The 22,506-nt window shown below is 58.9% G+C and carries 21 protein-coding genes; 19 read left to right on the forward strand and 2 right to left on the reverse strand.

Going from position 1 to position 22,506, the window contains the following annotated elements:
* The first annotated feature begins 12 nt into the window (after nucleotides 1-12).
* Nucleotides 13-1,353 carry an MFS transporter gene (locus Q5Q88_RS06485; protein WP_302742393.1) on the forward strand — a complete coding sequence of 447 codons (1,341 nt, stop codon included), beginning with the start codon at nucleotides 13-15 and terminating at the stop codon, nucleotides 1,351-1,353.
* 130 nt (nucleotides 1,354-1,483) lie between these two features.
* Nucleotides 1,484-2,230 (forward strand): YitT family protein, encoded by a 747-nt coding sequence (locus Q5Q88_RS06490; protein ID WP_294121673.1) that lies wholly within the window; start codon nucleotides 1,484-1,486, stop codon nucleotides 2,228-2,230.
* Between the two features lie 37 nt (nucleotides 2,231-2,267).
* Here Q5Q88_RS06490 and Q5Q88_RS06495 read toward each other — a convergent pair whose 3' ends face one another.
* Nucleotides 2,268-3,176 carry a MurR/RpiR family transcriptional regulator gene (locus tag Q5Q88_RS06495; RefSeq protein ID WP_302742395.1) on the reverse strand — a complete coding sequence of 303 codons (909 nt, stop codon included), beginning with the start codon at nucleotides 3,174-3,176 and terminating at the stop codon, nucleotides 2,268-2,270.
* 251 nt (nucleotides 3,177-3,427) lie between these two features.
* Here Q5Q88_RS06495 and Q5Q88_RS06500 point away from each other — a divergent pair, with 251 nt between their 5' ends.
* Complete coding sequence (locus Q5Q88_RS06500) at nucleotides 3,428-4,438, forward strand: LacI family DNA-binding transcriptional regulator (RefSeq protein ID WP_302742396.1); 1,011 nt, start codon at nucleotides 3,428-3,430, stop codon at nucleotides 4,436-4,438.
* On the opposite strand, the gene Q5Q88_RS06505 is transcribed toward Q5Q88_RS06500, so the two are convergent.
* Nucleotides 4,435-5,430 (reverse strand): LacI family DNA-binding transcriptional regulator, encoded by a 996-nt coding sequence (locus tag Q5Q88_RS06505; protein WP_302742398.1) that lies wholly within the window; start codon nucleotides 5,428-5,430, stop codon nucleotides 4,435-4,437. The two genes, Q5Q88_RS06500 and Q5Q88_RS06505, sit on opposite strands and share 4 nt — an antisense overlap.
* A gap of 152 nt (nucleotides 5,431-5,582) precedes the next feature.
* On the opposite strand from Q5Q88_RS06505, the gene Q5Q88_RS06510 reads away from it, so the two are divergent.
* The 16 genes from Q5Q88_RS06510 to Q5Q88_RS06585 all read left to right on the forward strand — a co-directional run bounded on the left by Q5Q88_RS06510 (nucleotide 5,583) and on the right by Q5Q88_RS06585 (nucleotide 22,456).
* Complete coding sequence (locus Q5Q88_RS06510) at nucleotides 5,583-7,055, forward strand: alpha/beta hydrolase domain-containing protein (protein WP_302742400.1); 1,473 nt, start codon at nucleotides 5,583-5,585, stop codon at nucleotides 7,053-7,055.
* A 28-nt stretch (nucleotides 7,056-7,083) separates the two neighbouring features.
* On the forward strand, nucleotides 7,084-8,706 hold the full coding sequence (locus Q5Q88_RS06515; protein ID WP_294121682.1) for a DUF4038 domain-containing protein: 1,623 nt from the start codon (nucleotides 7,084-7,086) through the stop codon (nucleotides 8,704-8,706).
* 94 nt (nucleotides 8,707-8,800) lie between these two features.
* Nucleotides 8,801-10,072 carry a PTS sugar transporter subunit IIC gene (locus Q5Q88_RS06520; RefSeq protein WP_302742402.1) on the forward strand — a complete coding sequence of 424 codons (1,272 nt, stop codon included), beginning with the start codon at nucleotides 8,801-8,803 and terminating at the stop codon, nucleotides 10,070-10,072.
* Between the two features lie 90 nt (nucleotides 10,073-10,162).
* Nucleotides 10,163-10,465 carry a PTS sugar transporter subunit IIB gene (locus Q5Q88_RS06525; protein ID WP_302742407.1) on the forward strand — a complete coding sequence of 101 codons (303 nt, stop codon included), beginning with the start codon at nucleotides 10,163-10,165 and terminating at the stop codon, nucleotides 10,463-10,465.
* Nucleotides 10,466-10,467: 2 nt separating this feature from the next.
* Nucleotides 10,468-10,785, forward strand: a complete 318-nt coding sequence (locus tag Q5Q88_RS06530) for a PTS lactose/cellobiose transporter subunit IIA (RefSeq protein ID WP_302742409.1) — start codon at nucleotides 10,468-10,470, stop codon at nucleotides 10,783-10,785.
* A gap of 283 nt (nucleotides 10,786-11,068) precedes the next feature.
* Complete coding sequence (locus Q5Q88_RS06535) at nucleotides 11,069-12,469, forward strand: L-fucose/L-arabinose isomerase family protein (RefSeq protein WP_276675012.1); 1,401 nt, start codon at nucleotides 11,069-11,071, stop codon at nucleotides 12,467-12,469.
* 2 nt (nucleotides 12,470-12,471) lie between these two features.
* The gene (locus tag Q5Q88_RS06540) at nucleotides 12,472-13,308 is read left to right on the forward strand and encodes a transketolase (protein WP_276675015.1); all 837 of its coding nucleotides are present in this window, start codon (nucleotides 12,472-12,474) and stop codon (nucleotides 13,306-13,308) included.
* Nucleotides 13,301-14,242: a transketolase family protein gene (locus Q5Q88_RS06545; protein ID WP_302742413.1), complete on the forward strand. Its 942-nt coding sequence runs from the start codon at nucleotides 13,301-13,303 to the stop codon at nucleotides 14,240-14,242. The genes Q5Q88_RS06540 and Q5Q88_RS06545 overlap by 8 nt, the downstream gene beginning before the upstream one ends.
* A gap of 56 nt (nucleotides 14,243-14,298) precedes the next feature.
* Nucleotides 14,299-15,786 carry a glycerol kinase GlpK gene (locus Q5Q88_RS06550; RefSeq protein ID WP_276675020.1) on the forward strand — a complete coding sequence of 496 codons (1,488 nt, stop codon included), beginning with the start codon at nucleotides 14,299-14,301 and terminating at the stop codon, nucleotides 15,784-15,786.
* 95 nt (nucleotides 15,787-15,881) lie between these two features.
* Nucleotides 15,882-16,508: a YitT family protein gene (locus Q5Q88_RS06555; RefSeq protein WP_302742426.1), complete on the forward strand. Its 627-nt coding sequence runs from the start codon at nucleotides 15,882-15,884 to the stop codon at nucleotides 16,506-16,508.
* Between the two features lie 26 nt (nucleotides 16,509-16,534).
* Nucleotides 16,535-17,473 carry an ROK family protein gene (locus Q5Q88_RS06560; protein WP_276675023.1) on the forward strand — a complete coding sequence of 313 codons (939 nt, stop codon included), beginning with the start codon at nucleotides 16,535-16,537 and terminating at the stop codon, nucleotides 17,471-17,473.
* Nucleotides 17,474-17,703: 230 nt separating this feature from the next.
* The gene (locus tag Q5Q88_RS06565) at nucleotides 17,704-18,192 is read left to right on the forward strand and encodes an S-ribosylhomocysteine lyase (RefSeq protein WP_117770240.1); all 489 of its coding nucleotides are present in this window, start codon (nucleotides 17,704-17,706) and stop codon (nucleotides 18,190-18,192) included.
* A 200-nt stretch (nucleotides 18,193-18,392) separates the two neighbouring features.
* Nucleotides 18,393-19,232, forward strand: a complete 840-nt coding sequence (locus Q5Q88_RS06570; protein ID WP_302742417.1) for a PRD domain-containing protein — start codon at nucleotides 18,393-18,395, stop codon at nucleotides 19,230-19,232.
* Between the two features lie 68 nt (nucleotides 19,233-19,300).
* Nucleotides 19,301-20,671: a PTS transporter subunit EIIC gene (locus Q5Q88_RS06575; protein ID WP_158554644.1), complete on the forward strand. Its 1,371-nt coding sequence runs from the start codon at nucleotides 19,301-19,303 to the stop codon at nucleotides 20,669-20,671.
* A 104-nt stretch (nucleotides 20,672-20,775) separates the two neighbouring features.
* Nucleotides 20,776-21,756, forward strand: a complete 981-nt coding sequence (locus tag Q5Q88_RS06580; RefSeq protein WP_302742419.1) for an alpha/beta hydrolase — start codon at nucleotides 20,776-20,778, stop codon at nucleotides 21,754-21,756.
* A gap of 319 nt (nucleotides 21,757-22,075) precedes the next feature.
* On the forward strand, nucleotides 22,076-22,456 hold the full coding sequence (locus Q5Q88_RS06585; RefSeq protein ID WP_118654464.1) for a hypothetical protein: 381 nt from the start codon (nucleotides 22,076-22,078) through the stop codon (nucleotides 22,454-22,456).
* The last annotated feature ends 50 nt before the right edge of the window (nucleotides 22,457-22,506 follow it).

Here is a 22,506-nt window from a genome sequence, read left to right on the forward strand (position 1 = left end):
AGATGGGACGATATGGAAAAGGGACATTTCTCCGGCCTTTGCGACCGGTTTACCTATTCAACGCCGGAGCTCACGCAGCAGGTTCGCCGGTTCATCTGGGCGCGCTTGTTGCTCTATCTCGGCGCGATGTCGAGCTATTTCATCGGCGTGATGGGAACCCTCACGTTCGCCATGGGTGCCGGTGTGGGGGACAACGCCATCGCGGTCGGCTTGCTCAACTTATGCATCGTGTTCGGCCAGATTCGCGGAGGTGGCTTGCTGGACCGCATGGGACCGCACTTCTACCTGCGCATCGCCGTGGCGGGTCTCGTCGCGAGCGGTCTGCTCTACCAGGTGGTGGGCACGAGCATCATGGGCGTCTACATTGGGGCGGCTGTTTTCGGCTTCGCGTGGGGCATGTCGGAGGCCATCCCGCGCTCGTACCCCGCCTATCTCACGGATGACCTGGACGAGCTCAAGCGCATCAACGCACTCGTGACCCTCACGGGCAACATCGCCATCGTGGTGGGACCGCTTGTGGGCGGGGCAATCTCGCTCGTGGCTCCCACGCAGGCGGTATTTTTGTTTATGGTGGCCTGCTCGGCGCTTGCGCTCATTCCCGGATGGGGGATCGAGGCTTTGAGGCAGCCTGGTGAGCTCGATGGGGGCGCCGACGGCATGGGGGAGGCGGCCTTCTCGTCGACGGACGGGGCGCCCGCCGGCGACTCGGCTTCGCGCGGCAACATCTCCGCGGGCTTCTCCGTCATCTTTGGCAGCAGCGTACTCACCTTGCTGTTCTGGGCAACGCTTCTTTCCTTCATGGGATACGGGGCATTCGACCCGCTCGAGTCCCTGTTTTACCGTGATGTGCTCAACGTGGGTGCCGAGTGGATGGGCTGGCTGTCCGCTCTGTCGGGCGTGGGCGGTCTTATAGGTGCCGCGCTTGCGGGCGTTATGCCCCCGCGCCTCATCAACGTGCGGGCCCTGCTCGTGGTTCTGTGCATCACGGGGCTCGGTAGCCTGCTGTACGTTGCCACGCCCTTCGTACTTATCGCGTGCGTTGGGCAATTCATACTCGGTATCGCGTTCTCGGCATTCGGCCCCATTAAGGACACCCTTGTGCAGGTGCATACGCCGCTCGACCGCATTGGCCGCGTCAATGCCGCTATGGGCTCCGGGTACAACATGGCAGGCGCGATTCCGCTGCTGTGCGCCCCGAGCCTCGCGCACATGTTCGGCGTGCAGGGGACGCTCATAGCTGCGGGCATGCTGGTCGCTGTGGTTCCACTCGCGATTCTGGTGGTGCGCCGTCGGGAGCTTGCCCAACTGGTGAAGAGCGAGCGCGCGGCAGAGGAGGAGCTCGCGGAAGGATAGCCGCCCACTTATGAAGGTGCTTTTGGAGACGGCGTGAACGAGTAACGACGCCCCGCGTGCTCGGCTTGCCGCCGCCGTAATCCTCAGCTAGGCTGGATATGCACGAGATCACTTGGGAGACGTGATATCCATGCCGCGCGAGAATACGCAGCACCAGAACGTGACAACGATCAATAGCGAAGACGCCACAACGGAGGGCGACAGTCCGAGCGTGCGCATCGCCGGCTTGAGCCCACGTGAATTCGCCAAGAGGGTGCTCGTCATCTTGCTCGGGTCCGCCATCGTGAGTTTTGGCGTGCACAACATCCATAATGTCACGGGTATCACCGAGGGTGGTATCATCGGCCTCGTCCTGTGCTTCGACCATTGGTTTGGCATCCCGCCCTCGGTCGTTACGCCGGTGCTTGACGGCCTGTCGTACCTAGTGGCGTTCAAGGTTCTGGGTGGTGGCTTTTTGGGCTGGTCCGCCGTGGCGACGGTTTCGGTTGCCGGATTCTACAAGCTCTGGGAGAGCCTTCCCCACATGCTGCCCGATCTTTCGAATCAGCCGCTTGCCGCTGCAGTGCTTGGCGCCCTGTTCGTGGGCGTGGGCGTGGGGCTCGTGATTCGTCAAGGCGCTTCGGCTGGCGGCGACGATGCGCTGGCGCTCTCCATCTCCAAGGTCACCGGTTGGCGTGTGGGCCGTTGCTACCTGTTCACCGACCTCACGGTGCTCGCGCTCTCGCTTACGTACATCCCGGTTGTCAAGATCGCGTTTTCGCTCATCACGGTTACGATTTCCTCTGCGGTGATTGATGTAGTGAAGGATGCCTCGTGGGACCACGTGGAGGAGCTGGGCGAGTGGTTGCGCGAGCGCCGCATGTCCGTTCGTCGGTGAAAACTCGCTCATGAAATTGTAAAATAGCAGGTAGATACTATCGCAGGCGATTGAGCATCACGCTGGCGTATTCGCTGGGGCTGAGCTCGGTGCCGCGGAGGGCGGGAAGGGCCGTTGCGGGAAGTGCCCGTTCCAGGAATTCGAAGCTCGCGCCGTAGTCCTGCGCGAAGAGGCAGCAAAAAAGCGAGTCGAGCACATATTGCACGGCAATATGGCTGGCGAACTGGGTGATGCGGTTCTGCAGGCTCTCCTTGTCGCTCACGTGTAGGTACACGTTGAGGCCCGGGTTGATTTGCCCCCCGCGCCGCGTTCCGACGAAGACCGTGGGGACTCCGCGTTCCTGCAGGATCGGCAGGATCGTGGCGAGATTGGGCCCTAACCCCGAATATGAGATGACGAGCGCCGCGTGCGTCGGGTCCGCGGCGAGGGCGACCCGCGTCTGAGACTCTATGCTCTCGAAACAGGTGGCGGTGCGCCCGATGGAGAGCAGGCGGTCGCAGAACATATGGGCTGGGTAGAGGTTATGCGACTGCGTGAAGATGTCGATCGACGCCGCGCGCTCGAGAAGGCCCGCGGCCCGATCGAGCTCGACGCCGTCGAGCACCTCGCGCGTGTCGGCGAGGGTCGTCTCGTAGACCTGCGCCATGCTCGTGAGGACCGCATCGGCGCTCTCGCCTGCATTGAAGGGGAAGTTGATGTCGACGTCGCCCGAGTGCCTCTGCTGCTCCTCGGCACGCGCCACCTCGACTTTGAGTTCCTTGAACCCCTCGAGTCCGAGTTTTTTGCAGAAGCGATGCACGCTGGGAATCGAGACATGCGCCGCGCGGGCGAGCTCCTTGATGGTGAGGCCGTGCAGCCTGCCGCCGAGCGCCAGCACGGTGCCGGCGAGCTGCTGCTCGGCGGGCGTGAAGCCCTCCGCCAGCTCCATGCGTCGCTTGATGTCCATGACGCCCCCCTGTGCGGAGATGGTTGGATGGTATCAAATGAGGATATCAAAACGTGTCAATGATATGTTCCGCCGTCGGCGGAGCCACGATATCGATCTGCAGGTGTCGGTTGAGGATCTGGAACAGGTGCCGACGCGTGTTCAACCTGACCGTTTACGGAATACTCGACACTGCCCCCAGCATTTTGCGGTATCTATACATATAGCAAAACATTTAGCAAAACACTTGTTTAGTTGTTTAGGAGCGATTCATGGCCAAGGTCAGCGTTCGAGAGATCAGCCGTGCGACGGGGTTCTCCCCGGCGACGGTTTCCAACGCGCTCAACGGAAAGCGCAGCGTGAGCGAGGAGACCGCCAAGGTCATCCTGGAGTGCGCGCAGTCGCTCGGCTATCAGCAGTCGACGCGGCTCGAGAGCATCCAGTTTGTGCTCGCGCGCAAGACGGGCGCCATCCTGGACGAGAGCACCTTTCACCCCGCGGTTATTGAGGGCGTGGAGCGCCAGGCGCGTCGCCACGGCATGAGCACGAGCTTTGTCTCGCTCGACTTTAGCGATCTTGACGCCGTACGTCCGCAGGTCGAGGGCCTGATCGCCGATCCGTCCGCTGCTATCGTGCTGATGGGTACTGAGCTGGGTGAGGAAGACTACGCCTTGTTTGCCAACGCTGCCGCTCACCTGATTGTGCTCGACGGCTGGAGCGATCGTCAATACTTTGATGCCGTGGTCATTGCCAACACCGATTCGGTACTGCGCGCCGTGGACTACCTTATCGAGAAAGGTCACAAGCAAATCGGCTATCTGGCGGGCGACCTTCGCATCCGCAACTTTAAGGACCGCGAGCGCGGCTATCGCCAAGCGCTTGAGGATGCGGGCCTCGAGGCCAATCCGGCATGGCGCGTCACGCTGGGCACTACGCTCGAGGGCGCTTATCGCGATATGGGCGCGTGGCTCGACAATTCCTCGCGTGAGGATTTGCCAACGGCTTTCTTTGCCGAGAACGACGTGCTCGCTGTGGGTGCCATGCGCGCGCTCAACGAGCACGGCATTCGCGTGCCCGAGGATGTCTCGATCATCGGCTTTGACGACCTATCTCTGGGCGCCTTCTCCAACCCGCCGCTCACCACGGTGCATGTTCCCAAACACGAGGTGGGCGAGATCGCGGTGCGCCGTCTGGTGGGCAACATCCGCAATCCCAAGAGCTATACCTGCAAGACGGCCGTATCGACCTATTTTGTCGAGCGCCAAAGCGTGCGCGAAATCTAGGCAGAACGGCGCTTGATGAGCGATGGCCCCAGCTCGATCTTGAGCGGGTGATGCTCGGCCTCGTCGATGATCTCGACGAGGCGTCGTGCGGCGATGATGCCCATATACTGCGAAGGAACGTTGAGCGTGGTCAGCTGCGGCTGAACGTAGGTGCCGCCGATGTTGTTGTCGAAGCCGACGATGCGTACGTCTTCGGGCACGCGATAGCCGCGCTCGATGAAGGCTTTCATGGCTCCAATAGCCATATCGTCAAAGACGGCGACGTAGCTTTGGGCAAGGGGCTCGCCCGAATCAATAATGTCGAGCATGCCCGAGTAGGCCTCGTTTGGATCGACGGCGAGCTCGTGGATGATGCCGCATTTTTCCGACCCGGCTAGCTGACCGATGGCGTGCTCGTAGGCGAAACGTCGTTCGGCGAAGTTGTCCAAGGTAATGGGCGTCGTTAACAGGCCGGGGACCGATCCATACTTCGAATACAGGTACTGTACGGCAAGTGTCATGCTGGCAGCGTTGTCGATCCTGACCGTGTCGACCCCAACGCTCATGCATGAGTCCAGCAGCAGCAGAGGGCAGTCCAGCGATGCAAACGGCAAAAAATCCGACTCGTACATCTCGGTTGCGAGGATGATGACGCCGTCATATCGTGCCTCGGCGATGTCGGCGATCTGTTGGTGAATGTTTTCGAATGGCGAGTAGTTCACCAGCGAAAACGAGAATCCCGCATGCCTAAGGGCGCCCTCGACTCCGGCGAGCATGTCGGCGAAGAAGGGGGTCGCAAAGATGCGGCGCCGGTTAAAGGCAACCAAGGCAACGGTTCCGCTTCTTTGTCGCTCGAACTTAATCTTGCTAAAGTCGTAACCTAGGGCTTCAGCGGTGCTGAGCACCAGCTGCCGTGTTTTTTCGCTTACGCCGCGTCGATTGTTAAGTGCAAGGGAGACGGCCGCTGCCGAGATTCCCAGCTGATCAGCAATTTGTTTTGCAGTAACGGCCATGGTGGTTCCTAACGGTTGTTAACTTAAAACGAGCTTAACACTCGGCTGTTCATTAAGCTAAATAGTTAGTAAGTCAACTTAAGAATCAATAGAAGTTAAGTAGCATCCCCAGTAGAGTTTGTTTCAACAAACGCAACAGCAAGGGGGACGAGATGATCAGCGTTATTTCCGAAATGCCCATTACGGATCAGAGCTATCCGTTTTCGAGCGCCGAACGCTACTGTCATCTGAGCACAAAGGATTACGTCGAGCGCGAGTATCGCGTTGACGGTACCGCCAACGTGTATCGCACCGCCGACGAAGACGGCGGCGTGGAGGTCATGACTGCCGACGCCCCTTATTCCAATCGGATCGTTGTTCGTGCTCCGAAAGATCCGGCGCAAGCGAGTGGCAATGTGGTCGTTGAGATCATCAATCCCACATCGTTTATGGAAATCGAGCGCATGTGGATTTTGGGCCACGGCGAGTTTGTGCGCTCTGGCGATATCTATGTGGGCATTACCAGCAAGCCCAATACCATCGCCAAGCTCAAGGAATTCAATCCCAATCGCTATGCCTTCATGAGCTGGGCAAACCCAACTCCCGAGTGGCCCTTTGACTTTGATCCGGAACAGCTCGTACGCGACGGCGCGCTTCCCGACATGGACATCTCTTACGAGACTGGCCTGTTTTGGGACATGCTGACCGATCTTGCGTGGCTCTTGCGCGTAGACTCCGACCTTAACCCGATCCGCGACTATCCTCGCCAGGCAATTTGCCTTACAGGATGGTCTCAGTCCGGCGCCTACCTGCTCCGCTACCTTAACAGTTTTGCCTATCGCGAGGATGTGCGCCGTGACGGCCGCGTGTTTGACGGATACCTGTCTGGCGGTGGCATCCATTCGATGTGCATTCCCGTCAACCAGTATGAATGCAGCCGGGAATACGCACACCATCTACTGCGTGTGGAGCACGTCGAGGAGCCGTTTATCGCCCTTCAGACCGAAAGCGAGAACGGTCGCTTTGAGAGTTGGCGCACGCTTATGCCCGATAGCGACGATCCCGATTTTAAGTACCGGCTGTACGAGGTGACGGGTGCTTCCCACGATACGCAGTGGAGTTACGTCGACTATTACCAAGACGACGAGGATCTTAAGCGTATCGACCATCTGCCGGTGTATGTCGGTAAGCATGCCGAAGCAAACGCCTATCCGTCGCAGTATCTGTTCCATGCTGCATTCCGTAACCTGTTCCGCTGGGTCCGTACGGGTGCAGCTCCGGCAATCTGTCCACGCATTGAGCTGGACGCGAACGGCGAGAACGTAAAGGATGCCCTGGGAAATACCAAGGGCGGACTTCGCACCTGCCTGCTCGAGCATCCGTTTGCCCGCTACTCCAACACGAGCTTGGTGGAGCCGGGGCAGGGCACGGTCGATAAGACGAGCGATAAGGACGGGCTGTTTGGCCACATGGAGTCGTTCTCGGCATCGATGCTCAAAGAGCTGTACGGGTCGCTCGAAAACTATCGCGCTCTATGTGAGCGCGATACAGCGATCGGGGTGTCACAAGGCTTTATTTGTGCCGAGGATGCCCAGGCGATCGTTGATTTTGCCATGGCATCCGCCCGTGAGCGAGGACTGAACTAGCAAGACTAAGACCGGAGAGGGGTCTGCAATGGATATGACGTTGAATCAAGATGCCGTTGCCGAGATTTGGCGACCGGTTGTTCTGACGTTTGAGAGCGCCTGTTCGTTCGATAACCCGTTTTTAGACGTTGAGATTTGGGCGGAGTTCACCGGCTCGAGTGGCAGGGTAATTCGCCGCGAGGCCTACTGGGATGGTGGGCGTACCTACTGCGTGTCGTTTGCCCCGACCGAGCTGGGTGTCTGGAACTATGTTATCGAGGCTCCCGAGCAGACCGGTCTTAATGGCTGCATGGGCCGTGTCGAGGCCGTGCCGTACGCGGGCGACCTCGATTTGTATCGCCATGGTTTTATCCGCGTTGCAGACAATCCGCACCTGTTTGCCTATTCAGATGGTACGCCGTTCTTTTGGCTGGGCGATACCCATTGGGAGTTTGCCTACCGCGAGAGCTGGGATGCGTCGAACCACCCCGGCATGACGAGCCAATTTCGCGGCATGGTCGACCTGCGTGCCGAGCAGGGCTTTACCGTCTATCAGACCAACCTGCGCTCTGACATGGGCGCAGGAGATCGCTATTGGATTGACGGTGGCATGGCCAAGGGCGTGGAAGATGTGCCTAATGTGGCCTTCTACCAGCGGGAGCTCGACCGCCGCATGGCCTATATCGCCGATGCGGGCTTAGTGAATGCGCTTGGGCAAGCGTGGGCGTTTGCCATTCTCGGCGAGCATGCCGTGGAACACCAAAAGCACCTCGCCCGCTACCTGGTGGCGCGCTACGGTGCATATCCGATGGTGTGGACGCTTGCCGGCGAGGTTGCCGGATACCGCAAAGAAGGTCGAGCCGCCATGCTTGACGGCTGGCGTGAGGTCGCCTTGGAGATTGAGGCACGCGACGGCTATGGTCATCTGGCGACGGCGCACTATACCAACGAGCGCCCCTTTGCCGATTACTACCAGGATGAACCCTGGATGGACTTTACGCTCAACCAGGCCGGTCACGGCGATTACCTCATCAAGACAAGCGACTACTTTGACTATCTGGCAGCTCATGACGACAAGCCCTTCGTTGAGGGCGAGGCGCTCTACGAGTTTTGCTCGACGCTCGAGGAGATGGGTACGCGCCTGTGCACCGCAGACATGCTGCGCCGCGTGGCGTATATCTGCATGCAGGCCGGCGGCGCCGGCTATACCTACGGAGCCCAGGGAATCTGGGACAACGTGTGGGAAAGCCCTGAGGAGCTCGACCCCTTTATGGCGATCTTCAACCGCTTTGGCATTACGTGGGCCCAGGCGGTAGACGGAGAAGGTGCGGTGCAGATGGGCTACATGCGTTCCTTCTACGAAGACAATCACTTCTGGGAGCTCGCTCCCTACGAAACGACCGATGCGGGCAACCTGTTTGCCAACAAGGCTCCGCTGGCAACCGCCAACCAGGACCTTTCGCGCATCGTCGCGTACTTTGGCGATACCGTGCGCCAAAAGCTTGCTATCGAGGGTGTGCCGACGGGCGCTGCCTATGCAAGCCGATGGTTTAACCCTCGCACGGGCGCATACCGTGACGGCGAGGACGCCCTTGCCGTCACGGGCAGCATCATTCTGCCTGACAAACCCGGGGTTGGGGATTGGCTCCTCGTCCTCGAGCTCAAGGCGTAACCATATTTCCATTGGTCATAGGCGGGAAAGAGTCGGCCGCAATTTCCCGTTTGACAGCTAGATGAATCGTTTAGAGAGGATCAGTGAACACAAAATGAGCGTTCTCGATTCGATGCAGGGCTTCCTCGAGAAGCATGTGGGCCCCATTGCCCAAAAAGTGAGTAGCTTTAAGGTCGTAAAGGGCCTTATGTCCGGCATGATGGCGACCATGCCCGTTACGCTGGGCGTGGCGCTGCTCTCCATTATCAACGGGCTGCCGATCCCGCCGCTGCAGGCGTTCCTTGCCAGCACCGGCATGTCGGCGACGATTACCGACGTACTGGTCGTTACCATGAACCTCGGCGCCATCTACATGTGCGCCTCGGTCTCGTACTCCTACGGCAAGGTGCTCGGGAACAAAGGCCTTACGTCGACGGTTGCGGCTATTGGCGTTTTGCTCCTGCTGATTCCTCTTGGCCATGCCGAGGACGGCTCGACGTTTATCGTGACCCGTTATCTGGGCAGCTCGGGTCTGTTCGTTGCGCTGCTCGTGGCGTTGATCGTGCCGAAGGCGCTTAACTTCCTTATGAAGCATATCGCCATCCCCATGCCCGATTCCGTCCCTCAGTTCGTTACCGATTCGCTGTCTCCGATGTTCTGCGCCATCGTCATCTTCACCACGGCTGCTCTGGTTAAGTGGGGCATGGGCATGACGAGCTTCGGCGATGTCTTTAACCTCATCAACAGCACCATTGCCACTCCCGTTATGTTCCTGGGCTCCAGCCCCTGGGCCGTTGTCATTTACTTTACGCTGTGCAACCTGCTGTTCTTCTTTGGTATCCACCCCAGCGTCCTGATGGGCGTGTACATGCCGGTTATCCAGGCCTGCGCTCTTGCCAACACCGAGGCATTCGTTGCCGGCCAGCCACTGCCGTACCTGTCGTTCATCATCATGTTCTCTGTCGGTTCTGTTGACGCCCTTGGCATGGAGCTTGCGCTGCTCACGGCCAAGTCCGAGCGCTACAAGGCCCTCTCCAAGATTGCCCTGGTGCCCGCACTCTTCAACATCTCCGAGCCCATCATCTTCGGTACGCCCATTGCCATGAACCCTTATATGTTCATCCCCTACATCCTGCTCAAGCCCGTGGCCTGCATTGCTGCCGCCGTCGGCCTGATGCTCGGTCTGGGCAATGCATTTAACCCGACCATTTCCATGCCGTTTGTCGTGCCGCTGCCCATCAGCAACTTCTTTACGGGCGGCATTGGCCTGGTCGCAATCGTCCTCGCCGCAATCCTGCTGGTCGGACTGCTGTTTATCCCGTTCGTCAAGATGGCCGATAAGGAGGCACTGGCCGAGGAAGCTGCTGCAAAGGCTTCTGCCGAGTAGGTCATTGTCCACAAGTTCGAAGGTTCGGCCGATCGCGTTGATCGCCGAAACATATAAGTCCCTGTGAGGGGTTACAGGAAAGGAACTGCAATGAAAAACATCGTTCTAATGTGCGCCGGCGGCATGTCCACGAGCATCATCATGAAGAACATCAAGAAGGCCGCCGACGCCGAGGGCCTGGAGTGCGAGGTCTCCGCTCACGCCGTCAATGAGGCTGCCGCCATTGGCCGCAATGCCGACTGCATTCTGCTTGGGCCGCAGGTTGGCTATGCCAAGGATGAGGTCTGCGTCGCATGCCCCGAGGTTCCGGTCGGCGTAATCCCCATGACCACCTACGGCATGATGGACGGCGTCAAGGCTCTGGCCCAGGCAAAAGAACTGATGGGGCTGTAAGTATGACGTCAGAAGAGATTCAACTTCAGAGTTTTCAGATCATTGCAGGTGTCGGTTGCGCGCGCAGCTGCTATATCGATGCGATTCATCTAGCTCGTGATGGCAAGTTCGAAGAGGCCGAGGCAAAGATCGCGGAAGGCCAGCAGCACTATGCCGGGGGCCACGCTGCTCACGGTGGCCTTGTCCAGCAGACTGCCGCCGGCGAAGACCTGAGCATCGATCTTTTGGTCGTCCATGCCGAGGATCAGCTGATGAGTGCCGAGGGCTTTGGCATCCTGGCCAAGGAGTTCGTGGACGTCTATCGCAAGATGGGCGCTTAGCCGCTGGCCCTGTTGCCGGGCTGTCGCCGCGGGCGGTGCTCTCGCGGCGATGGACGGCATTGGTTCCGTTTACATACTTGCGTGGACAGAGAGGGTCCTTTGGGGCCCTCTTTTTTTGTTCCCCCTGTATGTTCAGAACGTTTACATACCGTTTAGGCTGATTTCTCTACCGTTTACAGGTATTTCGCGCTAAACTAATAAACAAAAGAGTAAAACATTTAGTAAACAGAATAAAACGAAACATGAGTCTGTTTACTGAACATGCGACTAGGGGAGGACGTACATGAATAAGATCAAGCTCGGTTTTGTGCCCACGCGCCGCAGCATCTTTAGCGCGCCGGACGCGCTTAAGTATCGCGGCCTGACGGCTGACCGCCTGCGCGAGATCGGTGTCGACATTGTAGACATCGACGACATTAACGACGAGGGCCTGCTGTTTGACGACAGCCATATTGAGCCTATCGTCAAGAAGTTCCGCGCCGAGGGCGTCGACGGCATCATGCTGTGCCACGCCAACTTTGGCACCGAGTACGTTTGCGCCCGCCTTGCCCGCGAGCTCGGCCTGCCCGTGCTGCTGTGGGGCCCGCGTGACGAGCGTCCCGAGCCCGATGGCACCCGCCTGCGCGATAGCCAGTGCGGCCTGTTCGCCACCGGCAAGGTTCTGCGCCGCTTCCAGGTTCCCTTTACCTATATGACCAACTGCCGCCTGACCGACCCCGAGTTCGAGCGCGGCGTCTGGGACTTTTTGGCCGTGTGCAACGTGGTCAAGACCTTCAAGCACACGCGCATCCTGCAGATGGCGACCCGTCCGTTCGACTTCTGGTCCACCATGTGCAACGAGGGCGAGCTGCTCGAGAAGTTCAATATTCAGCTTTCGCCCATCCCCATGACCGAACTTGTTCAGGCTGTCCGCGCCGCTCAGGCCGACGAGCAGACCATGGCCGCCATGCTCGACCACATTCGCCACAGCTTTGAGATCTGCATACCCGAGGACAAGGTCCCCGCGGTTGCAGGCCTCGCCATCGCTATGAAGCGCCTGGTCGAGAAGTACGGCTGCAACGCCGGCGCCATCCAGTGCTGGAACGCCCTGCAGGACGAGCTGGGCATTATGCCCTGCGCCGCCAACGCCATCCTCAACGAGATGGGCATTCCTATCGTATGCGAGACCGATATCCACGGCGCCATCACTGCGCTGATGGTCGAGGCTGCCGACCTGGGCCGTCACCGTGGCATGTTCGCCGACTGGACCGTGCGCCATCCCGATAACGAGAACGGCGAGCTGCTGCAGCATTGCGGCCCCTGGCCCTGCAGCTGCGCGGCCGTCAAGCCCAAGCTCACCTACCCGCTGGCTTTCGATCACCCCGGCGCGCTGACGGCCGAGGCTAAACACGGCGACCTCACCCTTGCCCGCTTTGACGGCGACAACGGCGAGTACTCGCTGCTGCTGGGCAACGCCCGCGGCATCGACGGCCCGGCCGGCATGGGCACCTACCTGTGGGTCGAGGTCGACAACCTCAAGCGCCTCGAGGCCAAGATTGTCGAGGGTCCCTACATCCACCACTGCGTCGCTATTCACGCCAACGTGGTGCCGGTGCTCTACGAGGCGTGCAAGTACATCGGCATTGCCCCCGATTTATACGACCCCATCGAAGAAGACGTTAAAGCCTACCTGCGAGGAGAGTAGAAATGGCAACTATCGAAGAGCTTGAGTCCCTGCGTTGGGACCTTCGCCGCGATTGCGTCGATATCATCATGGCTGGCGCCGGCGGCCACATCGGCGGCGACATGTCGGTGATCGACGCCCTCATGACCCTCTACGCCAACCACCTCAACATTTCGCCCGAGACCGTCGACGATCCCAACCGCGACCGCTTCGTGCTCTCCAAGGGCCACGCTATGGAAGCCTACTACGCGGTGCTCTGCCACGAGGGCTATCTTGACCTCGACGACGTCAAGGCCCGCTTCTCCAAGTTCGGCAGCCCCTACATCGGTCACCCCAACAACAAGCTCAAGGGCATCGAGATGAACTCGGGCTCGCTGGGTCACGGCCTGCCCGTGGCCGTGGGCATGGCGCTCGCCGGCAAGATGGACGGCCGCGACTACCGCGTCTACACCATCATGGGCGACGGCGAGCTTGCCGAGGGCTCGGTCTGGGAGGGCGCCATGAGCGGCGGCAACTACCAGCTCGATAACCTGTGCGCGCTCGTGGACCGCAACCGCCTGCAGATCAGCGGCAGCACCGAGGACGTCATGAAGCAGGACTCGCAGGAGGAGCGCTGGGCCGCCTTCGGCTGGAACGTGCTGTCCATTCCGGGCAACGACGTCCAGGCCATCGATGTCGCGCTGACGCTTGCGGCCGAGACCAAGGGCAAGCCCACGGTCATCATCCTCAACACGGTGAAGGGCTATGGCTCGCCCATCATGGAGGACAAGGCCGGCTGGCATCACCATCTGCCCAACGACGAGGAATATGCCCAGATCATCGCCGATTTCGCTGCCCATAAGGAGGCCATCAATGGCTAACAAGATCGCCAACCGCAAGGTTATCTGCGATACGCTGCTCGATGCCGCCGAGACCGATAAGGACATCGTCGTCCTGTGCTCCGACTCCCGCGGCTCCGCATCGCTCACGCCGTTCTTCGATCAGTATCCCCAACAGTCCGTTGAGGTCGGCATTGCCGAACAGGACCTGGTGAGCATCGCCGCTGGCATGGCTTCGTGCGGCAAGAAGGCCTGGGCCGCCTCGCCCGCATCCTTTGTGACTACGCGTTCGTATGAGCAGTGCAAGGTCGACGTCTCGTACTCCAACACCAATGTCAAGCTCATCGGCATCTCGGGCGGCGTGTCCTACGGCGCCTTGGGCATGAGCCATCACTCCGCGCAGGATATCGCCGCCATGAGCGCGATCCCCAACATGCGCGTGTATCTGCCGAGCGACCGCTTCCAGACCGCTGAGCTCGTGCGTGCCCTGGTCGCCGACAACAAGCCGGCCTATATCCGCGTGGGTCGCAACCCGGTCGAGGACGTGTATACCGAGGACGAGTGCCCGTTCCAGATGGACCGCGCCACCTGGGTGCGCCGCGGCACCGATGTGACGATCGTCGCCACCGGCGAGATGGTCCGCCACGCCGTGGACGCCGCCGACCTGCTGGCCGAGCAGGGCATCTCGGCAACGGTGCTCGACATGTACTGTGTGAAGCCGCTCGACGCCGAGGCCGTGATTGAGGCCGCCGGTGCCACGCGCGCCGTCGTGACCGTCGAGGAGCACAGCCCCTTCGGTGGCCTGGGTTCCATGGTCGCGCAGGTCGTGGGCGAGCATTGCCCGCGTCCGGTCAAGTGTCTGAGCCTGCCCGACGCGCCGGTCATCACCGGCACCCCGCCCGAGGTCTTCGCGCACTACGGCCTTACCGGCGAAGGCATTGCCAAGACCGTTGCCGAGTTCCTGCCCGCAGAGTAATTGGAATGTGACAAAGGGACAGTCCCTTTGTCACATTCATTTTGAAAGGGGTGGCCATGGGCCGCTACATCATCGGAATCGATCAGTCCACGCAGGGCACCAAGGCGCTGCTGGTGGACGAGGGCGGCCATCTGATTCATCGTGCCGACCGCGCACACCGCCAGATCGTCAACGAGGCCGGCTGGGTGAGCCATGATCCGGCCGAGATCGCGGCTAACGTGCTGGCCGTGGCGCGTGCTGTGGTGGAGGAGACTGGGGTCGACCCGGCCGATATTGCCGGTATCGGCATCTCCAACCAGCGCGAGACCACCGTGGCGTGGGACCGCGCAACCGGCCAGCCCGTGTGTGACGCCATCGTGTGGCAGTGCGCCCGCGCCCGCAGCGTGTGCGAGGCAGTCGCATCTGCTGATGGTGCCGCCGAGCTGGTACGCGGTGTGACCGGTCTGGCGCTTTCGCCCTATTATCCGGCGGCCAAGATGGCCTGGATTCTCGAGCATGTTCCCGGTGCCGCGGCGCTTGCCGCTCAGGGCGACCTGTGTCTGGGCACCATCGACTCGTGGGTTGTTTGGACCCTTACGGGTGGCCGCACATTCGCGTGCGACTACTCGAACGCAAGCCGTACGCAGCTCTTTGATCTGGAGAAACTCGCCTGGTCGGACGAGGTCTGCGCACTGTTCGGTGTCGACGCTGCCTGCCTGCCCGAGGTCCGTGATTCCGACGCCTGCTTTGGCGAAACTGACCTTGGGGGCTTCCTGCCCGCGCCCGTGCCGATACACGGCGCGCTTGGCGACTCCCACGCTGCCCTCTTTGGCCAGGGCTGCCTCTCGCGCGGGATGGCAAAGGCGACGCTCGGCACCGGTTCGTCCGTGATGATGAACGTGGGTCCCGAGCTCGTGCGGAGTAGCTGCGGGCTGTCGAGCTCGCTGGCGTGGCGCATGAGCGGCGAGGCGTCCTACGTGCTCGAGGGCAATATTAACTACGCAGGTGCCGTTAAGACCTGGCTGCGCGACGACATGGGCCTCGTGGCTACGCCCGACGAGGTCACGGAGTTGTGCTATGCTGCGAATCCGGCGAGCCATGTGTACCTCGTACCGGCGTTCACCGGCCTTGGGGCGCCCCATTGGGCGAGCGACGCCGAGGCCGCCGTCTTCGGTATGACGCGCACCACGGGCCGTGCCGAGTTCGTGCGCGCCGCAGATGAAAGCATCGCCTACCAGATTTTCGACGTTGCCGACGCCATGCGTCGCGATTCGGGCCTTGCCTTGTCTGAGCTGCGCGTCGACGGTGGTCCCACGCGCGATGGCTACCTCATGCAGTTTCTCACCGACCTGCTGGAGACCCCATTGCGGGCTGCCGGCAACGACGAGATGAGCGGCCTGGGCGCCGCCTGGTGCTGCGGTATCGCGCTGGGCATGTACGGCCCCGAGGTCACCTCGGCAACGCCGCCGCGTGCGACCTGGGATTCCGCTATGGCGGCAGAGGAGCGCGCCGAGAAGGTCGCCGGCTGGCACCATGCCGTTGAGGTGGCGATTGCGTACGAGTGACGCCTTGGGGCGATGTCACGGAGTACTATTCGGTCGATAGGTGAAGATGCGAACGAGAGGACGATGTGATGCGGCAGAATCTAGCGCGTCGAATGATGGTCTACGTATGCGGGCTTCTATTCCTGAGTTGCGGCGTTGTAATGAATGCGCGCACGGGGCTTGGTGTTGCGCCCGTCAGCACAGTGCCGTACGTGATGTACGCCATCGAGGGCCTGAGCCTCGGCACGGCGTCGTTTGCGGTGTACTGCGTGTTCGTGGTCGCCCAGCTTTGCATGGTGCGATATCCGGACGTCAAGATCCTCATGCAGATACCCGTCACCCTGCTGTTCGGTGCGCTTATCGACGTACTGAATATCTGGCTGTTCCCGTTTACCGCGACAGGACTCGTCGACGGCCTGATCATGCTGGTTCTCGCCGTGTCGTTCACGACGCTCGGCGTGACGCTGATCGTCTCCGCGCGGCTCGTCCCCGTGGCACCCGACGGCATGGTGCAGACGCTCTCCCAGGCGCTTCACTGCGAGTTCGGCAAGGCGAAGTACCTCTTTGACGGTACCTGTCTGTGCATCGCGCTGGCCTACGGGCTTGTGCGTACGGGTGCTGTGGTGGGTATCGGTATCGGCACCGTAGTCGCCGTGTTTCTGTCGGGCGGCATCTGCACGTTTTGGGGTCGTCTGCTCAACCGCAGGCTCATGGCCTTTATGGAAGAGCCTGCGAACATGTAGACGCATTGAGCGAGACGGGAGCGGCCATGAGGCAGCTTTTTGGAATTGATATCGGCGGAACGAACGTCAAATGGGCGGTTGTGAGTGGGAACTACGAGTTTGGTGACCGTGGTTCGGTTCCGACGACGTTCGTTTCGGCCGATCAGCTGGTCGACACGCTCGTGGCGCTCGTAGAGCCGTATCGCGAACAGGTTGTAGGTGTGGGCATCTCGGCCCCGGGTGGCATCTTCGGTTACGAGGCCGATCCAGACGGGACGATCCATCGCGGTGGTGCGCTGCCGTACATGGACGGGTTTCCGCTTGGTCGAGTGCTGCGCGAGCGACTGGGGTTGCCTGTGACCGTTGTCAACGATGGCAAAAGCTGTGCGCTTGGCGAGTACGCTGCCGGTGCGTTGCGCGGCGTGGACGTGGGTTGCGTGGCGGTAATCGGTACGGGCATCGGCGGAGGCATCGTGGTTGACGGCCGGGTGCTGATGGGTGCGGGCGGTTTCGCGGGCGAGTTCAGCTTCCTGTCCAACAACGTAAACGAACCGCTTGATCATTGCGATACATTCGCGACTTCGAGCGGATGGCACGGCCTGCAGAATCTCGTGGCAGTCGAACTTGGCATTTCGGATGAAGCTGAACTGGAGGCCCTCGATGGCCGACGGATCTTCGAGCTATTGGAGCGCGGGGGCGCGTCCGAAGTCGCCGCCGTGCAGCGCGGATTGGATGCCTATGCTGAGCTGTTTGATCGTGTGCTTGTGAATCTGCAGTGCGTTATCGACCCGGCGGTCTTCGCGATTGGTGGTGGCATCAGCTGCCATCCCGCGCTGTTCGAGGCGCTCGACCGTAAGATGGATGACGTCATGGCGCACTACACTGGTTTTCTGAAAGATATGCCTCGTCCGCACGTGGTCCCGGCACAGCTGGGTAACGACGCCAATATCTACGGTGCCGTTGCAACTTGTTTGCGAGTGCTGTAAGTGCAGACCATCGATTGGTCTGGTGGCGATTATTGCGATTGGCCCGGTGGCGATTATAGTCTCTGCCGGGTTAGAAAACTAGATGCTGAACGCTCGATATTATCGGCTGCGCGGCGCCCCGTCCCAAAGTAGTCATTTGGGACGGGGCTTTTTTGACTGCTATCATGGGTGGGATTGTTGCGACCAGCTAAAAGAGCCCTGTCCCAAATTGACTACCGAGAGGATCTGCCATGGAGCGCATCGCGAGTTTTTCCGTTGACCATCTGCTGCTTGAGCCCGGCGTATACGTGAGCCGCATCGACCGCGACCCGGCGACCGGTGCTGCCGTCACCACCTTTGACCTGCGCCTGACCACGCCCAACAAAGAGCCGGTCATGAACACGGCCGAGTGCCATACCATCGAGCACCTTGGTGCGACCTTCCTGCGCAATCATGCCGAGTGGTCGAGCCGTATCGTCTACTTTGGCCCCATGGGCTGTCGCACAGGCTTTTACCTGGTCGTGTTTGGCGAGGTGACGAGCGAGGAGATCCTGCCGCTCGTGCGCGAGCTCTTTGAGTTCGTCGCCGGCTTTGAGGGCGATGTCCCCGGCGCCGCTCCCGAGGAGTGTGGCAACTACCTGGATCAAAACCTCCCCATGGCCAACTGGCTCGCGCGCCGCTACCTCGACCGCGACCTGGCCGATATCGACGAGAAGCACCTGCACTACCAGCAGGCGTAAGGATTGCCTTCTGCTTCTAAACCGTTCACATGGAGATATCGACCGTTTAACTGTTTAGTAATGTTTACACGAGGTCATTTACGGTGTTTCGCTTAAACTGGCAACCAGAGTGATATTCAGGCAAGGCTCCTGAAGCAGCATCTGTCGACATTGATTGTCGGATTCTGCTTCGGGAGCCTTGTTTTGTTTAAGGGGGACACATGGAAATCGCTAAACGAATTAACACCAGCGCTGTCCTCTGCATCGACGGAAATGGCAGGCAGCTGGTGGCATTCGGGCGTGGCCTGGGGTTTAAGGACGTTGGCGATGAATTACCGCTCTCGGAGATTCAACGAACGTTCTATAACGTTAGTTCCCGCTACATCGCTCTCATTGATGAAGTCTCGGATGAACTTCTCGAGCTGACCTCGGATGTTATTGATATGTCGACAGGACTGCTTCCCTATGAAGTAAGCCCTAATTTGCCGTTTATTCTTGCGGACCATATCGCGTATGCAATTAAGCGCAAGGAGCAAAACATTGTTGTCCATATGCCCTTGTCTTTTGATGTTCGCCAACAATATCCCGTCGAATTCAAAATCGGCGAGTACGCGCTTCGAATAATCAGGAAACGTCTCAATGTTAGGCTTCCCGCTCATGAGACAGTTGGAATTGCCATGGCGTTTATCAATAACATGGCCGATTCGGATTCATGTGAGCTGGCTGAAGAGTTTGGCACGGACGTTTACGATCGCGTTCTCGAAGAATCAACTATTGCTGTTGAAAGACGGCTTGGTATTCAAGTTGATCGGGAGGGCTTCGATTATGCAAGGTTCGCAACCCACCTTCAGTACCTATTCAATAGGTTGAACTCTGGCGAAAGTATCGTAAGCGACAACCGCAAGATGTATCTCTCGCTCAAAGATGAATATTCGGTGGCATCGGCGTGCGCCGATGACATCGCTTCTGTTCTCAGCCGGCTGACGGGCCAAGAACTTATAGACGAAGAAAGACTCTATCTGATGATGCATATCAATCGAATCGCATCGAAAGCTAGGTAATTGGTCGGCGAAGGCGCGCGCTTTGCCGATGGTTACATATAAAACACAACATGGGAGAAATGGTATTTATGGCAGATACAACCAAGCTCGCTGCTGAGATTCTCGAGATGGTGGGCGGTGCAGAAAACGTTACATTTGTAGCCCACTGCATGACTCGTTTAAGGTTCAATCTTAAGGACGAAAGCATCGTAGATGATGCAAAAGTCAAGGCAATCGATGGTGTGATCGATATTCGCCATTCAGCAGGGCAATACCAAGTGATTGTGGGGCCCAAGGTCGATAAGGTCTACGAAATCGTTGCAAAGGAAACCGGGGTTGACACCGGGAAGTCCGCGGCAGATGAAGGCGAGACCAAAGGTTTTCTGGGAAAGCTGATGAAGCTGATCAGCGGCATCATGATGCCCGTTCTTCCCGCCTTGATTGCATGCGGAATGATAAACGCCGTCCTTAGTATCCTGACGACGGCAGGTGTCGTTTCCGCTGAGAGCGGAATTTATACCCTGCTGTACGGCATGGGAAACGCCAGCATGTATTTCTTGCCCGTTCTCGTCGGATCGTCTGCGGCCAAATTCTTTGGAATCGATCAATATATCGGTGCGGTGCTCGGTGCAATCCTGCTTTACCCGACTTTTGTTGCCGCAGCTGGAGCTGGTGATGCGCTGGATTTGTTCGGCATGAAGTTCACGATGGTGAGCTATGCCTCGACGGTGTTTCCCGCTATCGTGGCGGCTTGGTTCGCATCCGTTCTTTATAAGTGGCTGCGTGCGGTTCTTCCCGATGCTCTGGCATTTGCACTCGTTCCGTTCCTGACAGTTGCTATTGCTGCCCCCATCTCGCTTCTTGTGGTTGGCCCGGTTATCCAACAGGCGAGCTCCTTGCTTGCGACTGCCGTACTGGCGGTCTATCAGTTCAGCCCCATTCTTTGCGGCGTTATTCTTGGACCGATATTTGGCCTCGTCATGATTCCTCTTGGACTCCATTGGGCCCTCATTGTGATCTCCATCAACAATATTATGACCGTCGGTTCCGACCCTATCCTTGGACTTCTTTGCGGTAGCATGGGTGTCGTCGGCGCTTGCTTGGCGTTTGCTTTCCGCTCGAAGGATCCGAGCGAAAAGAGCCTTGGATTCAGCTGTGCCATTACGAGCCTGTGCGGAATTACAGAACCTGCCCTGTACGGCATAGTTTTGGAGCACAAGAAGATCATCGTCGCTTCCATGATTTCTGGTGCAATTAGCGCTGTTATCCCGGCTATCTTCAATACCCGCACGTTCGTTATGACGTCGAGTGGTATTTTCAGCTTCCCCGGCTACATGAATCCTTCCGGTGATATGAGCAGCCTTATTGGTGCGATCCTTTGCAATGTCGTTGGTTTTATTCTTACCTTCGTCCTCGTCTACATCATGTATCGCCCTGATGCAGACACGTCGGCGGAATAGACAATTATTCGGAATGTAAGCTGCTGAAAACCCCGCGGCAGATTGCATATGGTGGGCTTGCGATTGATCTGCGCGAGCCCACCTCGTTTTTGGAGTGACTGGTTATGACAATTACTGCCGATATGACATTTGGAGAAATCGCACTTCTTCCTGAGTTCGCTGGGTTCGGTGAGCATCTCATGCTTTGCCGACCTTCAACTTGGGAGCGCATGTGGAATAAGCCCATCGCGGCCCATTTGAATTCCGACACTAATCCGTATGAAGTTACTCGTGTTCTGCGCGGGTTGAATCGGATTGTTGAGCTTGCGGATGACGGGAGGCAGGTTGCATACGATATTTGGGATGAAGCCGATTGTATTCGCGATCCGACCCGGCGCAACACAAAGCTGTTTTTCTTTCCGGGGCGACCGGGGGCGCCATTCGTTATCGCGATTTCGGGTGGGGGCTATCAGAGCGTTTGTCACCAAATGGAAGGTTTTCCCGTTGCTCCCGAGCTCAACGATGCGGGCTATAACGTGTTTGTGTTGTCATACAGGGTGAGGGTCGAGCCGCTGATGCCGCGTCCGATCGATGACCTTAATCGCGCAGTCCGTTTTGTCCTCGAGAATTCAACGCGATTTAATGTGGACAAAAAATATGCGGTTATCGGTTTTTCCGCTGGCGCGCATTTGACCGCCGAGTGGGGGACGGATAACAAGGGGTTTGCATCTTACGGATGCGAGCCGCCAAAAGCTTTGGTTCTGTGTTACGCCCCGATTGACCTTCATGAGTCCGAATGTGCGTCAGACCATAGATTTCTTGATTCGGTGTGCGGTGGAGCTGGGCACGATGCGATTGATGATTTCTGCATTGATCAACATGTGTGGGAACGGTATCCGCCGACATATCTTTGGCAATGCGCCGACGATGATGTCGTATCGCCCGGCAATCTCGGAAAGATGGTTGACGCACTGGATGCGGCTAGGGTGCACCACGAGGAGATTGTGTATCCAGAAGGAGGACATGCGTTAATGAAACCTCATGCGCCGGAAACTGATCACTGGTGCTCGGGTGTCATTGAGTTCCTTAAGGGCTATCTCGGCTAAGTAAAATACACGCCGCCCTTTTGCCCATGTGGCTCTGGTGCGTGTTGTTTGCGGTATTGACTCCATCAAAAGACGGCTAATGTTCTAGAATGTTTATATAGTCACATTTACGAACAGGAGCGAACATGCATATCTACTCTGTTACCGATCCCGAGTTCAAGTCCTACGGCCGCGTGTGGGACGACGTACCCTCCAGCCTGACAGCTCCGCTTGTCGAGGCACTTTCCGCCACGCCCATTCCTGTGTTTCGTCAAGTAGATTTGAGCAGAAGGGACTGCGGTGGAGAACTTGGACCAAAGGAGTTCAAGGAGGCCATCGCATGGCATACAGCGAGGAGCAGAGAAGGAGCGCCCTCGAGACATTCATCAGGTTCGACCATAGCTATGCTGACACAATTGCCGAGCTGGGGTATCCCAACCGGGGGACGCTCAGGGGCTGGTGGAGGGAATACGAGAGGACCGGCGTGGTGCCTGTCCGGAAGTCCGTCTCCGACCCGACATACACCGACGCGATGAAGCGCGCCGCGGTCGACTATTACCTCGGCCATGGCAGGAGCCTGGCACGGACGGCGAGGGCGCTCGGCTATCCCAAGAGCCGCCAGCTGCTCGGCGAGTGGATCGACGAATATGCGCCGGGCCAGAGGAAACGCAGGGGCCCGAGCCCGGATCGGGGCCCCGTGCCCCTGGAAAGGAAGGTGTGATGTGGCAACACCTTCTTGAACAAATCTACGAGAGGATCAGGCCCGCCTCC

It is taken from the genome of uncultured Collinsella sp., assembly GCF_959026545.1.
Taxonomy (GTDB): Bacteria; Actinomycetota; Coriobacteriia; order Coriobacteriales; family Coriobacteriaceae; genus Collinsella.